The following is a 13,688-nucleotide window of genomic DNA, read 5'->3' on the forward strand; positions in this document are numbered from 1 at the left end:
AATTTGAAATCTTGCTGAGCAGGATAAAAAGTTCAGATACAGTTTAGATAGCAGATTTATACTCTCTGTATTGTAAAAAATATGGAGGGGTTTTTTTATGGAAAAACAATGGAGTATTCGTCTGATTCGTTTAGCCGCTATTTTCGGACTCATCGGGGCTGTGATCGGTTCTGATATGTCGGGGTCTGGTAATTATCAATTACGTGCTATTCATGCTCATATTCTTGTCGTTGGCTGGCTTTCTGTCTTTGCTTGGGGGCTATTTTACCGCGTGTTTGAAGTACGTTCGAAGAAATTGGTTAGTGTACACGGCTGGACTGCCATCCTTAGCTCGATTGGCTTAACCATTGGTATGTTATTTTACTATATCAACCCATTTAACTTGAGTGAAGTCTTTACACTCATCTTCTTTATCGCAGGGGGTACCACATTATTAATTAGCTTTGCGGTATTTATTTGGGTTACATTTACGTTAAAGTCTGAAGAGACAAAAAAATAATAGTTTAATAGTCTTTAACTATTCCAGCGTCATTTTTGAGGTTATCGTGGGCTTTTGCTCGGATACGGTAGCCTTTTGACCGGTCACAGTTGAAAATTTTAAGATGATTTATATATAGAAATCCTATAAGCTGTGGACTTATAGGATTTTTTACAAGTAGCGTTTCACTCAATTATTTTTCAGGTAAGATGTCATTGAAAATTTGTCCGTCCTCGCCCATTTCAATGATTTTGAGACGTTGTGTCTGTTTAATAAATATCGTTTTATATTGTGATTCCCCTGATTCATCACTAATGAGGAGTATGCGTTTCTCTTCGTTATCTGTTACTGTTTCAACGTTGTAATCCTTCGTCCCGATTTGTTCCATAATGACGTGATATTCAGGTAATGAAGCCCATTGTTCATCATTTGATGCATTTGGCACGTTTTGTGCTGACTGTTCTTCACCTGTTTGCGGCGTCTGTGTATTTTCCTCTGCTACCTCGTTGCTTTTTTCATCTGTCCCTTGGCAAGCAGTAAGCAGTAGTCCCGTAGTCACTAATGCCATCACCATTTTATTCATGTATGCTTTCATCTCCTAGCTTCTGTTGAATATTCCCCCTCCTATTTAACAAAATGACTGTTCAGCATGCAATCAAAAGGCACTTTTCTATATAAACGTGATGATGGATTTCAATACACTATTTATAAGGCACCACTTGAATCATTACATCACAAAAATCCTCTCCGCGTGTAGCTCTACACAACGGAGAGGGATCATTTACGATAAGAATATCGGTTCCTTACGTAATTTTTGAAGTTGTGATTGTAGGCGCTCACGTGCTTCTTCCTGAATCGTAAAGCCATGAGCTGTCCGTTCAATCGACTGATCAATCAAATAAACACCTTGTAAAATCGTTGTTGCACCCAATACAGATAATACCGGTTTTAATGCATATTCAATCACCAGTAAATGATGCGCAGAGCCACCGACCATAATCGGTAGAATCACCTTATTTTCTAAACCTTTTTGCGGAATGAGATCTAAAAATGTCTTTAAAATGCCCGTATATGATGCTTTATAAACAGGTGTTAAAATAATGATGACCTGTGCCTGCTCAATGAGTCGGTTTGCTGCTTGAATGACTTCATTCGTATAATCCGCTGTGACGAGTGCTTGTGCTGGTAGCTTATACACTTCAATGCTACGCGCTTCTTCCACGTGCTGTTCAATATATTGTTGCACACCTTGAATACGCGAGCTTTCTGAATTCGTTCCATTAATAATTACTACATGTGCCATGTGACATCCCCCTTAATTTGTATGCACGACTTGCTGTGCTATTGGGTGCTTTAACCCTAAATTTTCGCGTAATGTCGTACCCTCATATTCTGTACGGAACAGACCACGACGTTGTAATTCTGGAATGACTAAATCGACAATATCGTTCAGCCCTTGTGGGAACGTTGGCGGCATAATATTAAAGCCGTCTGCCGCGCCATTTTCAAACCATTCTTGTAGTTGATCGGCAATTTGTTCAGGCGTTCCTACAATTTCACGATGACCACGTGCACCTGCAATATGCTCATAAAGCTCACGTAATGTCGTAAAGCCATTTTGTATAATCGTATTTTTAATAATATTGGCGCGTGTATTTGGATTAGTTACGTCCTCTTCGTTCACGCCGAAATCTGGAATGGACGAATCCGGGTCTAACTGCGTCACATCTTTACCAATAAAGTAGGATAAATACCCAAGGCCTACTTCAGGCGAAATATAGCTATTTAACTCTTTTTGCTTACGACGTGCTTCTTCCTCTGTTTTAGCTACTGTAATAAAGACGCCTGGCATTACTTTTAAATCTTCTTCGCTACGACCATACTTTGCTAAGCGCGACTTCACATCTTGATAAAATGCTTGAGCATCCTCTAATGTTTGCCATGCTGTAAAAATGACTTCAGCTGTTTTTGCTGCTAATTCTTTCCCTGCCTCTGAAGAACCTGCCTGCACGATGACTGGATGCCCTTGTGGTGTCGATGGCGTATCCAAATAACCCGTTACGTTAAAGTGCTTACCCTCATGCTCTACTTTTTTTGTTTTCGTAATATCTAAAAATTGCCCTTTTTCTTTATCAATGACTAATGCCTCTGCCTCAATGGAATGCCATAATTTTTTCACGACATCGACAAACTCTTCGGCACGAGCATAACGATTTGCATGCTGTAAGTGCTGCTCTTTACCGAATAATTGCGCTTCATTTTCATTTTGTGACGTGACGACATTCCAAGCCGCTCGCCCACCAGATAAGTGATCAATCGCTGCAAATTTACGTGCTACATGAAAGGGCTCATTATACGTTGTCGTTAACGTCGCGGTTAAACCGATATTTTTTGTAACTGCTGCTAATGCAGAAATGATCACTAATGGATCCAACTTAATGCCAGATAATGAACTTTCGTGCACACCTTGACCAAATACATCCGCAAAGAAAATATTATCGAATTTGCCGCGCTCTGCTGTTTGTGCTAACTGTGTTAAGTAAGATATCGTCCATGTATCGTGTACCTCTGCTTGTGGATGGCGCCAGCTCGCTACATGATGCCCCGGTAAGAAAAAGAATGCCCCTAATTTCATTTGTTTTTTAACCATGTAATCTCACTCCTATTTATCTTATAATTTTAGTAGGTATTATATGAAAAAATTATTTAGCGTAAGGGTTAAATTCATTCGTATATAAGTCCTTTACTTGTATGTCACCCTCTTGTAATTCGCCACTTTTCACTAACCAATCAATCCAAACATCAAATTCTTCGTCTGCAATTACGCCACCTTCATTGGCAATGCCAAAACTCTTCCAATATTGAACATAGTCTGTCGATTCATTGCCCGGACGCTTTTCAATAATGTCTGCAAATCGGGTAATCACTTCTTCACGTGGTGTTGTACGTGCCCATTCAATTGCTTTTGCTATCCCTTCTACAAATTGTTGTACTGTTTCAGGATTTTCTTCAACAAACGCCTCGGTGAAGAAATAGTTACCACCTGTAAAGTTAAAACCAAACACTTCTGTATCTGTAAACAATCGTTTTAATCCACCACGCTCTAATGCTAAATCTTGTGGTGCTCCTAGCAATAAAATTGCATCTAAATGTCCTGCACGTAGCGATTGTTCTGCATTCGTCGTAGGAATCGTCACCAACTGTACTTGCTTAATTTCCGCTTCATTTAAACCACCTTGTCGCAAATATTCGACGAGGGTAAATTCTGAATGTGCCCCTAAAATATTGACACCGACTTTCTTCCCGATTAAATCTTTCGGTTCATCAATCTCACTCTCTTCTAAAACATATGCTCCGGTAAAATTCACATCATCACTGCCATATGCACCAATCACCGAAACTAAGTTAACGTTTTTCGAAGCAGATTTGACCAATGCACCATTAAATGCCCAACCAAAATCGATCTCTCCCGTTGCGGTTAACTGGATGCTCTCTGGTCCCCCCTTATAGTTTCCGACACTTTCTAACTGCACATCACCTAAATACCCTAAATCTGCCGCAAGCTCCACTGGATACACGATACTTGCAGGCTGTTGATAGCGTAATATCTTCCCGCTTTCCCCGCTTGCTGTTGTGGCTGCCTTCTCTTCACATGCACCCAGCACCGTCACCACAATACTTAAGGCAGCTAAAATTTCTAAAATACGAATAAACACTTTCATCGTTTTCACTCTCCCTATCTAAACTAGTTGTTTCCATCTGGAAAATCGTTTTTCTAATAACACTAATAAGTGATTAATAACTAACCCTAACAATGAGATTGTTAAAATCCCGGCATACATTTCGGGAATTAAAAAGTTATATTGTGTGTATGTGATGAAATAGCCAAGTCCCTCTTTCGCACCGACCATTTCAGCTGCGATTAATACTAAAATGGCGCCTGTTCCTGCCATGCGAATGCCAGTAAAAATGGTTGGAACGGAAGCTGGTAAAATCACTTTATAAAATAGCTTAAAAGATGAAATATTCATCGACCGTGCCGATTTAATGAACAATGGATCGACATTTTTCACAGCTGAAATAGTGTTTAATAAAATCGGCCATGTACATGCGAATAAAATAATCGCAAACTTTGATATTTCGCCAATACCTAGCAATAAAATAAATACCGGTAACAGCGCTAATGCTGCTGTATTACGGAATAACTCAAGTAACGGACTCAGTAAATCTCTCGCTACCGGATACCAGCCAATGAGAAGTCCTAATGGAATCGCCACTAGAAGTGCCAATAAAAAGCCCACAATGGAGCGAATAATACTCGCTTGAAAATGAGTAAATAGTTCTCCAGATAGGATAAGCTGCCACCAGGCTCCGATTACTTCTGAAAAAGTCGGGAAAAAGGCACGATCTACAAGACCAAGTTTAGGAGCAATTTCCCATGTGACAAAAAATAAAATCAGTACAATCGTTTTTTTCAAGCCATTTAAAAAGCTTGGAAATACAGTAGCCTTCACACGAGGAGGCGGTATTTTCTTCTGTAGTTCTTCATTAATCGATTTTCGAATTGTTACCATCTAGCATTCCTCCTTAAATATAAGCCCCTTGGTATTCTAGCTCGTGTAGCAAGCTCCATACTTCATGTCTTGCCTTAATAAATTGCGGATTGGATTTAATATCCGTATCCGCTAATTTATTTTTTAACGGAATCTCAATAATTTTCTTCACACGCCCTGGATTGGGTGAGAGGACGACGACTCGTTGCCCTAAATACACTGCTTCATCAATCCCATGTGTAATAAAAATAATCGTCTTCTTTGTTTTCTCCCAAATACGTAACAGCTCTGTTTGTAATGTTTCACGCGTTTGCGCATCCAGTGCTGCAAATGGTTCATCCATTAGGAGTACGTCTGGATTGAAGGCCAAGCTTCTAGCAATGGCAATGCGTTGCTTCATTCCACCGGATAATTCATGCGGATAATGCTCCGCAAACTTATTTAACCCAACTAAATTTAAATAATAATTGGCTTGTTCCTTCCATTCGGATTTTGGTATCCCTTTTGCCTCTAGTCCAAATTCGATATTGCCGCGCGCTGTCTTCCATGGAAATAATGCATACTGTTGAAAAACGATGCCTCGGTCAAGCCCTGGCCCTGTAATCTCACGACCATCGATGAGAATACGTCCTGTAGAAGCAGTCGATAATCCGCCTAATAAATCAAGCAATGTCGATTTCCCACAACCACTAGGACCTACAATCGTTAGAAACTCGCCTTCATCAATACGAAAATCCATATTTTCGATAGCTGTAAATTGTTTTGTCAGACGTTTATTTTTTGGATCGCGCACTTCAAACGTTTTCGTCAACCGCTCAATTCTAATTTTTTCTCCCATCTTCTCTCCTCCTACAGTATGATTTTAATTTTAACTATACCTATAAAATTAATAGGAATATAAAAGAAAAAAATAACAGCAAGCATTCCCTGTATACAAACAAAAGGAGGCCCTTTACTGTTTTCGCAGTAAAGAGCCTCCAGTTGTCTAGTGAGCTACTCTTTGTTTTTAATTCCTACTAAGTTAATAAACATAATACATAAAAGTGTTTTGTGCGTCAATATCTTTTTGAAAAGAATTTTATAAATATTTAAATTAAACAATAAACCTGCTAGCTCATGTCATCGTTTGTATCGGTTACCTTCTGTCCACTAACAAATAAAAAACCCACCGAATGATGATTTCGGTGGGGTATCAAGTACTTATTTTATTTTGCGTCAACAGGCTCTTTTGTAAGTGATTTGCTCATTTCGCAGTATTGTACGAACACGCGCGCCAATTCACGTAAACGTGCATGTACGTCTTCGTCAATGATGCGATTGTCTGCATCGAAATGATCGGCATGTGTGTACACATAGTTTGGTGTGACTAAGCAGCGGAAGTAATCTAGAATCGGCTTCAGCTGGTTTTCTAATACTAAATGGTGCTGGTATGTGCCACCATTCCCAACGATTGCAGCTGGCTTGTAGCGTAGTGCTTTCGGTGGAATCATATCGAATGCATTTTTTAACACGCCTGGAATGGATGCTTGGAAAATAGGTGAAGCAAATACGTACCCATCTGCTTCTTCAAATTTTTGAATCATCATTTTCATATCATCATTTAGCGGGCTACCATCTAAAATTTGATGCTTTAACTCGCTAAAAGAAAGAATTTCTAATTGTAAATCCGCATTATATTGTGCGATATATTGTTGAACTTGTTGCAATAAAGCACCTGTTTTCTTGCCGAAAATTGTGCCGTCAACGAGTAAAATTTTCATTGTTATCGTTCCTCCGTTGTGAAATACGAGCGTTCATATCCTCGTATAGTATTGTAACAGAATGCTACACAACAGAGTACACACTTTGCTAAATTTCAGTCTTAAGGCGTACTTTACCTCAAAGCGGCTATCACTTCTGTTTCTTCAATCATGTTAAATGTTTGCAGTAGTCTTGCTACTGCCTCTTTTATAGTGGACATCGGGTATGCGACATTTAACCGAATAAATCCGTCCCCTGCTACACCATATTTCGTGCCTGGATCTAACACTAAGCCGCCCACTTCCACTAAACTATTCATCATCTGTTGTTCAGAAATATGGAGTTCCCGATAATCAATCCAAAGTAAATAGGTAGCATCTGGTTTATATACCTTTACTTTCGGAATCACCTTTAACTCTCGGATCACATAATCCATATTTGCTGAAATATATTGAAGCATCTCCTCTACCCAATAGGCACAGTCATTATAGGCCGTTTGCATCGTGACGGCTGCAAAACAGTTTAAGTCCCCATATCCACTCGCTTCATATTGTCTATTCAGTTGCTGTCTTTTTTGGGGATCCGTCACAATCATATACGCAATTTGTAGCCCTGCTAAATTGAATGTTTTCGTAGGCGCCATGCACGTAATAATATTCGCTTGTTCTGCCTCCGTTGCCACCTTCGCAATCGGCGTATGCTGTGCATCACCAAAGACGATATCCGCATGAATTTCATCGGATAAAATTAACACATTATGCTCATAACATAGCGCTGAAATTTGCTTTAGTTCTGCTTCTGTCCACACTTTCCCGACTGGATTATGCGGATTACAGAAAATAAATAACTTCACATCGTCTTGTTTTAATAGCTGTTCAAGCAGTACAAAGTCCATTGAATAGTTTCCGTTTTGTTCTACTAATGGACAGTGCACCACTTTTCGTTGATTGAATTCCGGCAGTTGTTGAAATGGTGGATACACAGGTGGCGCGATTAATACAGCGTCTCCTTTTTTTGTGAATCCTTTAATGACATCGGCAATGGCAGGAATGACCCCTTTTCGGAAGAGAATGGTTTGTTCATCAACCAACCATCCATGCCTGTTGAGCACCCACTGCACAATCGCCTCTTTTGCACTTTCAGGCATATACGTATAGCCAAAGATCCCCCGCTCAATTTCATTCAATAGCGACTGTTGAATTTCTGGCGCAACTTTGAAATCCATATCAGCAATCCACATCGGCAATAATGCCTTGTCCGAATTGCTCGCTTTCTCTGTGACATCCCACTTTACCGAGTTACAATTCAATCTATTGACCATCATATCGAACATGTTATGCACCCCCTATAACGCTAAAATTGTTTCGAATAACACTTGTGCACCCGCTTTAATGTCTGCTGGAGACGAATATTCTAATGGGTTGTGGCTCACGCCGTCTTTGCTGCGGACAAAAATCATGCCGATTGGGCAATGATGGGCAAATTGCATTGCGTCGTGCCCTGCCCCACTACTTAAATAAAACGCATCGTAACCGCACTTCTCCATGGCCTGATGAATCGTTTGCATAATAGCCGCATCCGTTGTGACAGGCTTGACACGTTGTAATTCTTTCACGCAGGAATATAAATGACGTTTTGTTGCAATCGTACAAATGGCTTTTTTGATTTCATGCTCTGCCAGATCTCGACTTTCTTGTATGACATGTCTAAGATCACAGGTAAATGTGACTTGACCTGGAATGACATTAACGCCTGCATTTTCAACAACAATTTTCCCAACTGTTGCTACTGTTCCGTCAATTCCGTTTGCAATTCGCTCAATTGCTACCATCATTTCAGCAGCGCCGGCTAAAGCATCTTGCCGTAGTTGCATCGGTGTGGCTCCGGCATGCTCAGCTAATCCATGAATCGTTACTTCCAACCAAAGTGGACCCGCAATCCCTGTCACAACACCGACCGGGAGATTTTCCGTTTCTAATACACGTCCTTGTTCAATATGCAGTTCCAAATATGCATAAATCGAGTCGATTTTAGCCAAGTGAATGTTAGCAGGCTGTAAATGTTGTTTTTCCATTGCTTGAGCGACCGTAATGCCTTGTGCATCCACCGCTTCTAACATAGGTGCTGTCAATGTGCCAGCGACTGCACGACTCCCAAGCATACCGACACCAAAGCGTACCCCTTCTTCATCTTTAAACGCGATGACTTGAATCGGTCTTGCGAGTGTAATGTCGTTCTCATGGAATGTCTGTATGACCTCGATGGCCGTTAATACACCTAAAGCACCGTCATATTTCCCACCGTTTGGCACAGTATCAATATGCGAACCCATAATAATCGGGGCTTCATGACTTATAGAGCGATCTTTACAATACGTACCAATGATATTGCCGATCGGGTCAATGGACGTTTCCATCCCCGCTTGCTGCATTAACATTTGTACAAATTGATTGGCTTCGTGTTCTGCATCTGTAAAAGATAATCGGCTAACCCCACCGTCTGGCATTTGCCCGATTGTCCCCAATTGTTCAATATGTCTTAATAATCGATTTAGTTGAATCAAGCTCATCACTCTTTCATTTTAAAGTTAAAATGGCATACGCCTTCTTTTAAAACATATTGATCGTGCTCCACTTCAAACTTTTCGTTATACCCACTTGCGATTGCTGGATCGATCATCTGACAATATAAAATGCCGTACTCATGCATATTATCATCCGCCCACTGTTGCCCTAGTGGACAGTGGAAAAACGTTTGCTCGATATTGTCGGACGTGAAATACGATTCATAGTGAAATAAATCACTGCGCCCCATATCGTAATGCTTTAAGTAATTATCAATATCATTATCGAACCCATTGGCACGGGCACGTTGGGCAATCCCTTGTCCGCGACTCTCGCCAAATTTACGCACCGCTTCCGAAATGACTTGTTTTCCTTCATCCCCGTGTATATCCACTACAACCTTTGCAATTTGCGCAAACATTTTGGCGAATCTCGCAAAATCCGTTAAGTGTGCATATTGCTCTACCCCTTCGATTTGTTTAGGTAAGTATTGAAAGAAAGTGTGGTTTTCCCCTTCAGCTGTTGCTTTTTTGGCCATCGCTTCCGCATCTTTTAAGCCAAATCTTGTTAAGCCCTCGACTAAATATGTTTTCCCCTCTTCCCCGTATTTCACAGTAATTTCTTTGTCTAAACACGTGAACATTTTAGCGCTAATCATATCCATCGATAAATTTTTCATTGCCAACTCTGTCATGTTTTTATAACTCCTTTGAAATTTTATTTTTAACTTATAACGAGCAAACTTTTGAACATATATCACCATTTTGGTAACCGTTGCTTTCCGCTCCATTCGGCTCGCTTTCCACGGGCATGGCCTCAGCCTCCTCGTCACTCGTACCTCGCTCCTGCGGGGTCTTCAGCTCATGCAACTGCCGCTACGCTTTCGTTGCAGAAAAACATTGCTATTCCCGTAGGAGTCTCGCCGATTCCGCTTCAATCAACTGGCAAGTCATTTTTAATCACGTTTTTCTAAAAAACATGCTTCATAAAGGAAATATTTTGATAATCAACACATCTGGTTCAATACAATAATCAGTTGCTAAAAAGAAAGAAAGATTCTCATCTATTACGGTAGGGGCTAGGCAATTATACTTGCAACTAGAAAGAAATTGATTTCTTTTAAAGAAGAGAAATGTTTTTCTAGTATATCGAGAAGTATTCACTTTTTGCCGTAGCGCGCCATCGCCACAGGAGCCAAGATTTTCTTTGCGACGAAAGTGCAACGTCAGGAGCAGTAACAGGAGATCCAAACAGGCCACGCCTGTTTTAGCTCCTGTGTAGGCTGTGGCAAAGCGCGGAGGCTATGATGCCACTTTCAATTAGTATCTTTCACTATTTACCTGATATTTTTATGATGCATTTTTGCTCATTACGAGTTTTAACTTACCGCCATTATAAAAAACGAGAAATCATTACACAAATGAATAATGAACATATAGAATATGAGTAAAATTCATAAGTAGGTGGAGAGTATGGCGACAATTGTACAATATGAAATTTTTAAAGTGTTAGTCGAAACAAAAAGTTTCTCCAAAACAGCGATTAAATTAAATATGACACAGTCTGCAGTGAGTCACGCGATCAAGTCTTTAGAAAAAGAATGGGGACTATTATTGTTCCATCGAAATACGAACTATGTAAGGCTGACTTCAGACGGCCAACAGCTCTTACACTCGATTTTGCAAATCTTACATTGGCAGGAACAATTAACGAACGAGTTAAGTACGATCAAAAATGTCATGGGGGGTACGATTAAAATTGGCGTCTTGCCAAGTATTGAAATGAATTGGCTACCGTCCATTTTAAAATATTTCCATGCACACTACCCCGATGTGGAATTACAAGTTTATCAAAGTAATTACGATCAATTAGAAGATTGGGTGTTAGACGAAACGATTGATTTAGCTTTTAGTATTCAACCGAGTAAAACCAATTTTGATTTTAAAAAAATTCAAGATGATGAACTGCTATGTATTTTACCTGCGTCCCATCCATTAGGAAATCAACCGTCGATTCGACTCACTCAATTAAAAAATGAACAGTGGGTAATGCCTAAAAAGTCCATTGATCGCAATGTCAATTCCTTAATTTATTCCAATCATTTACACCCTACGATTATGTATGAATCAGATTTAGACCATGCCCTTTTAGCCATGGTAGAGCAAGGTGTAGGCATTACCATTATGCCTAAATTATTACTTTACAATATCCCGTTATCCATTTCTTGCATTCCTTTCGAAGAAAAATATATGCGAACGTTAGGGATTGTCACGAAGAAAAACATTGCTTTAAATACAAGGCTTAGCGAGTTTATCGCCATCGTCGAGCAATTAATTACTTTTGATTAATTTTATTTTTTTTAAAAAAGTGTTTGACTTTTTTTAAAAATAAATTTATCTTTTAAATTAATTCCAAACTTTTTAACAATTCAAACAGGGGGTACATTGGAATGGACAACTTATATGGCAACACACCTTGCTTTTTAAATGCAACAAATTTACTTAAAGCTGAAAATACAGAGGAAGTAGACGCAATCGTTTACGGTGTTCCTTGGGAAGGTGCTGTAACGTGGGGAGATTATACAGGCTGTGAGTTAGGCCCGAAAGTTATGCGCTTATGTTCAGGTCGCTATAGCGGCTATTTACCTGAATTAAATCACGTAGATGTATTTGAGAGTATTAAATTAGGAGACATTGGTGACATCGATGTTGTACCAGCAGATGTAGATGAAACAATGCACCGAATTGAGAAATTTACAGAAGCACTGTGGAAAAAAGAAAAATTCCTTATTGGATTAGGTGGCGATCATGGGATTACGTTCCCGATCATCAAAGGCTTAGTCAATACAGGGAAAAAAGTGGGGATTATCCACTTAGATACACACTATGATAATTTACCTTCACATAACGGAGATAAATATGCACGTTGTAGTCCATTCATGCGTCTATACGAATTAGACGGTGTCCGCAATGAAAGCATCATTCATACAGGGATTCACGGCCCACGTAACTTCCCTCAAAGCGGGAAAAACGCAGTAGCTGCTGGCGCTGTAACAATCACAATGAATGATATTCGTAAACACGGCGATTTGGAAGCGTTCGCAAAAGAGATTTATGCACAAGCAAGCACAGATGTAGATTGCGTGTACTTAAGTATTTGTAGTGACGTATTAGACTACGCATTCAATCCAGGTGGTCCAGTAGACGGCAACGGCTTAACATCTTATGAACTATTAACGTTAGTGAACGAATTTGGGAAACAAGGGATCATCGGTATGGACTTTGTAGAAGTTTATCCACAACAAGACCCTAGCAACCGTTCTGCACACTTAGCATCAACGATCGTGTTATATGCATTAGCTGGTCATATCGACTACAAAAAAGGGCTATGATCAAAGGGCTTGAACAGTTTCTTATCCAATTAACGAATGAGTATAAAGGTCAATCCATTGGAAAGTGCGCGAATTATATTCCTGCACTTTCCAAACAAAATCCAGAGATGATGGCAATCTCGCTGTATTTCCCACAAGGGCATACATTAAATATTGGCGACACGCATTATGCATTCACTGTACAAAGTATTAGTAAAGTATTTTCATTTATTGCGGCTTGTACAGCGATTGGCATTGAAAGTGTACTGTCCAAAGTAGATGTTGAACCAACGGGCGATAGCTTTAATTCCTTGCTACGTTTTGAATTATCCGATGCCAAAAAGCCATTTAATCCTTGGATTAATGCAGGTGCGATCACGGTTGTCTCGTTGTTACCGGGCAATAGCGCAGAGGACAAAGTAAATTTTGTCTTAGATTTCTTATCTTCTGTAATTGGGAAACGGCTGCAGATCAATCAAGACGTCTTTTTGTCAGAGTGGGAAACAGCGGATCGCAACAAAGCGATGGTGCACTTTTTAAAAGAAAAGCAAATCCTTTCAGGGGACGTCGATGAAATTTTAAAAGCGTATACGAAACTTTGTTCAATGGAGTTAACTGTCGGGGATTTAGCGAAATTTGGTTGCATCCTCTCAACGGACGGCTACGACCTCGAAAAAAGGGAGCAAGTATTTCCGATTAAAGTAGCACGATTGACAAAAATTTTAATGTACACATCGGGCATGTATAACGGTTCTGGTAAGTTTGCCACAACGATTGGCATTCCAGCAAAAAGTGGCGTCTCGGGAGGCATTTTAGGGATTATCCCCGCTTCTCCGAAAAACCATCCGTTATTTGTTGATGGACTAGGTTTAGGAATTTTCAGCCCACCACTTGACGAAAATGGGAATAGCGTTAAAAGTATGATTGTGATGGAAAAATTATTTCACCACTATCCTGTAACTATTTTCTAAACTGGGGGGACA

At 39.9% G+C, this 13,688-nt stretch carries 14 protein-coding genes; 4 read left to right on the forward strand and 10 right to left on the reverse strand.

The window, feature by feature from the left end; translation table 11 throughout:
* The first annotated feature begins 97 nt into the window (after positions 1–97).
* Positions 98–499 (forward strand): hypothetical protein, encoded by a 402-nt coding sequence (locus AAGS61_RS04665; RefSeq protein ID WP_391367999.1) that lies wholly within the window; start codon positions 98–100, stop codon positions 497–499.
* A gap of 172 nt (positions 500–671) precedes the next feature.
* Here AAGS61_RS04665 and AAGS61_RS04670 read toward each other — a convergent pair whose 3' ends face one another.
* The 10 genes from AAGS61_RS04670 to AAGS61_RS04715 form a co-directional block, all read right to left on the reverse strand.
* Entirely contained in the window at positions 672–1,061 is a 390-nt protein-coding gene (locus AAGS61_RS04670) for a hypothetical protein (RefSeq protein WP_391368002.1), read from the reverse strand.
* Positions 1,062–1,259: 198 nt separating this feature from the next.
* Positions 1,260–1,781, reverse strand: coding sequence for an NADPH-dependent FMN reductase (ssuE, locus tag AAGS61_RS04675; RefSeq protein WP_391368005.1), 522 nt, complete (start codon positions 1,779–1,781; stop codon positions 1,260–1,262).
* Between the two features lie 12 nt (positions 1,782–1,793).
* Positions 1,794–3,128 (reverse strand): LLM class flavin-dependent oxidoreductase, encoded by a 1,335-nt coding sequence (locus AAGS61_RS04680; protein ID WP_391368008.1) that lies wholly within the window; start codon positions 3,126–3,128, stop codon positions 1,794–1,796.
* Positions 3,129–3,180: 52 nt separating this feature from the next.
* Positions 3,181–4,200, reverse strand: a complete 1,020-nt coding sequence (locus tag AAGS61_RS04685) for an ABC transporter substrate-binding protein (protein ID WP_391368011.1) — start codon at positions 4,198–4,200, stop codon at positions 3,181–3,183.
* Positions 4,201–4,218: 18 nt separating this feature from the next.
* Positions 4,219–5,052, reverse strand: a complete 834-nt coding sequence (locus AAGS61_RS04690; protein ID WP_391368013.1) for an ABC transporter permease — start codon at positions 5,050–5,052, stop codon at positions 4,219–4,221.
* Between the two features lie 13 nt (positions 5,053–5,065).
* Entirely contained in the window at positions 5,066–5,869 is an 804-nt protein-coding gene (locus tag AAGS61_RS04695) for an ABC transporter ATP-binding protein (protein WP_391368016.1), read from the reverse strand.
* A 367-nt stretch (positions 5,870–6,236) separates the two neighbouring features.
* Positions 6,237–6,791 (reverse strand): NADPH-dependent FMN reductase, encoded by a 555-nt coding sequence (locus AAGS61_RS04700; protein WP_391368018.1) that lies wholly within the window; start codon positions 6,789–6,791, stop codon positions 6,237–6,239.
* Between the two features lie 113 nt (positions 6,792–6,904).
* A complete protein-coding gene (locus tag AAGS61_RS04705; protein WP_391368021.1) occupies positions 6,905–8,104 on the reverse strand; it encodes a MalY/PatB family protein in 1,200 nt (399 codons plus the stop codon).
* A 12-nt stretch (positions 8,105–8,116) separates the two neighbouring features.
* On the reverse strand, positions 8,117–9,340 hold the full coding sequence (locus tag AAGS61_RS04710; RefSeq protein ID WP_391368024.1) for a Zn-dependent hydrolase: 1,224 nt from the start codon (positions 9,338–9,340) through the stop codon (positions 8,117–8,119).
* Positions 9,340–10,029 carry an L-2-amino-thiazoline-4-carboxylic acid hydrolase gene (locus AAGS61_RS04715; RefSeq protein ID WP_391368027.1) on the reverse strand — a complete coding sequence of 230 codons (690 nt, stop codon included), beginning with the start codon at positions 10,027–10,029 and terminating at the stop codon, positions 9,340–9,342. Before AAGS61_RS04715 ends, AAGS61_RS04710 begins: the two co-directional genes overlap by 1 nt.
* Before the next feature lie 778 nt (positions 10,030–10,807).
* Here AAGS61_RS04715 and AAGS61_RS04720 point away from each other — a divergent pair.
* The 3 genes from AAGS61_RS04720 to glsA all read left to right on the forward strand — a co-directional run bounded on the left by AAGS61_RS04720 (position 10,808) and on the right by glsA (position 13,676).
* Positions 10,808–11,683 (forward strand): LysR family transcriptional regulator, encoded by an 876-nt coding sequence (locus AAGS61_RS04720; protein WP_391368030.1) that lies wholly within the window; start codon positions 10,808–10,810, stop codon positions 11,681–11,683.
* Between the two features lie 101 nt (positions 11,684–11,784).
* Complete coding sequence (locus AAGS61_RS04725; RefSeq protein ID WP_391368033.1) at positions 11,785–12,726, forward strand: agmatinase family protein; 942 nt, start codon at positions 11,785–11,787, stop codon at positions 12,724–12,726.
* Positions 12,723–13,676, forward strand: coding sequence for a glutaminase A (gene glsA / locus AAGS61_RS04730; protein ID WP_391368036.1), 954 nt, complete (start codon positions 12,723–12,725; stop codon positions 13,674–13,676). Before AAGS61_RS04725 ends, glsA begins: the two co-directional genes overlap by 4 nt.
* The last annotated feature ends 12 nt before the right edge of the window (positions 13,677–13,688 follow it).

Origin of the sequence: Lysinibacillus sp. KU-BSD001 (genome assembly GCF_042920265.1) — a bacterium.
Lineage (GTDB): Bacteria > Bacillota > Bacilli > Bacillales_A > Planococcaceae > Lysinibacillus_B.

Coding starts and splice junctions, on each gene's coding strand:
- AAGS61_RS04670 (WP_391368002.1), bottom strand. CDS start 1,061: ATGAATAAAATGGTGATGGCATTAGTGACTACGGGACTACTGCTTACT.
- AAGS61_RS04705 (WP_391368021.1), bottom strand. CDS start 8,104: ATGTTCGATATGATGGTCAATAGATTGAATTGTAACTCGGTAAAGTGG.
- ssuE (WP_391368005.1), bottom strand. CDS start 1,781: ATGGCACATGTAGTAATTATTAATGGAACGAATTCAGAAAGCTCGCGT.
- AAGS61_RS04695 (WP_391368016.1), bottom strand. CDS start 5,869: ATGGGAGAAAAAATTAGAATTGAGCGGTTGACGAAAACGTTTGAAGTG.
- AAGS61_RS04725 (WP_391368033.1), top strand. CDS start 11,785: ATGGACAACTTATATGGCAACACACCTTGCTTTTTAAATGCAACAAAT.
- AAGS61_RS04710 (WP_391368024.1), bottom strand. CDS start 9,340: ATGAGCTTGATTCAACTAAATCGATTATTAAGACATATTGAACAATTG.
- glsA (WP_391368036.1), top strand. CDS start 12,723: ATGATCAAAGGGCTTGAACAGTTTCTTATCCAATTAACGAATGAGTAT.
- AAGS61_RS04690 (WP_391368013.1), bottom strand. CDS start 5,052: ATGGTAACAATTCGAAAATCGATTAATGAAGAACTACAGAAGAAAATA.
- AAGS61_RS04685 (WP_391368011.1), bottom strand. CDS start 4,200: ATGAAAGTGTTTATTCGTATTTTAGAAATTTTAGCTGCCTTAAGTATT.
- AAGS61_RS04715 (WP_391368027.1), bottom strand. CDS start 10,029: ATGACAGAGTTGGCAATGAAAAATTTATCGATGGATATGATTAGCGCT.
- AAGS61_RS04720 (WP_391368030.1), top strand. CDS start 10,808: ATGGCGACAATTGTACAATATGAAATTTTTAAAGTGTTAGTCGAAACA.
- AAGS61_RS04700 (WP_391368018.1), bottom strand. CDS start 6,791: ATGAAAATTTTACTCGTTGACGGCACAATTTTCGGCAAGAAAACAGGT.
- AAGS61_RS04665 (WP_391367999.1), top strand. CDS start 98: ATGGAAAAACAATGGAGTATTCGTCTGATTCGTTTAGCCGCTATTTTC.
- AAGS61_RS04680 (WP_391368008.1), bottom strand. CDS start 3,128: ATGGTTAAAAAACAAATGAAATTAGGGGCATTCTTTTTCTTACCGGGG.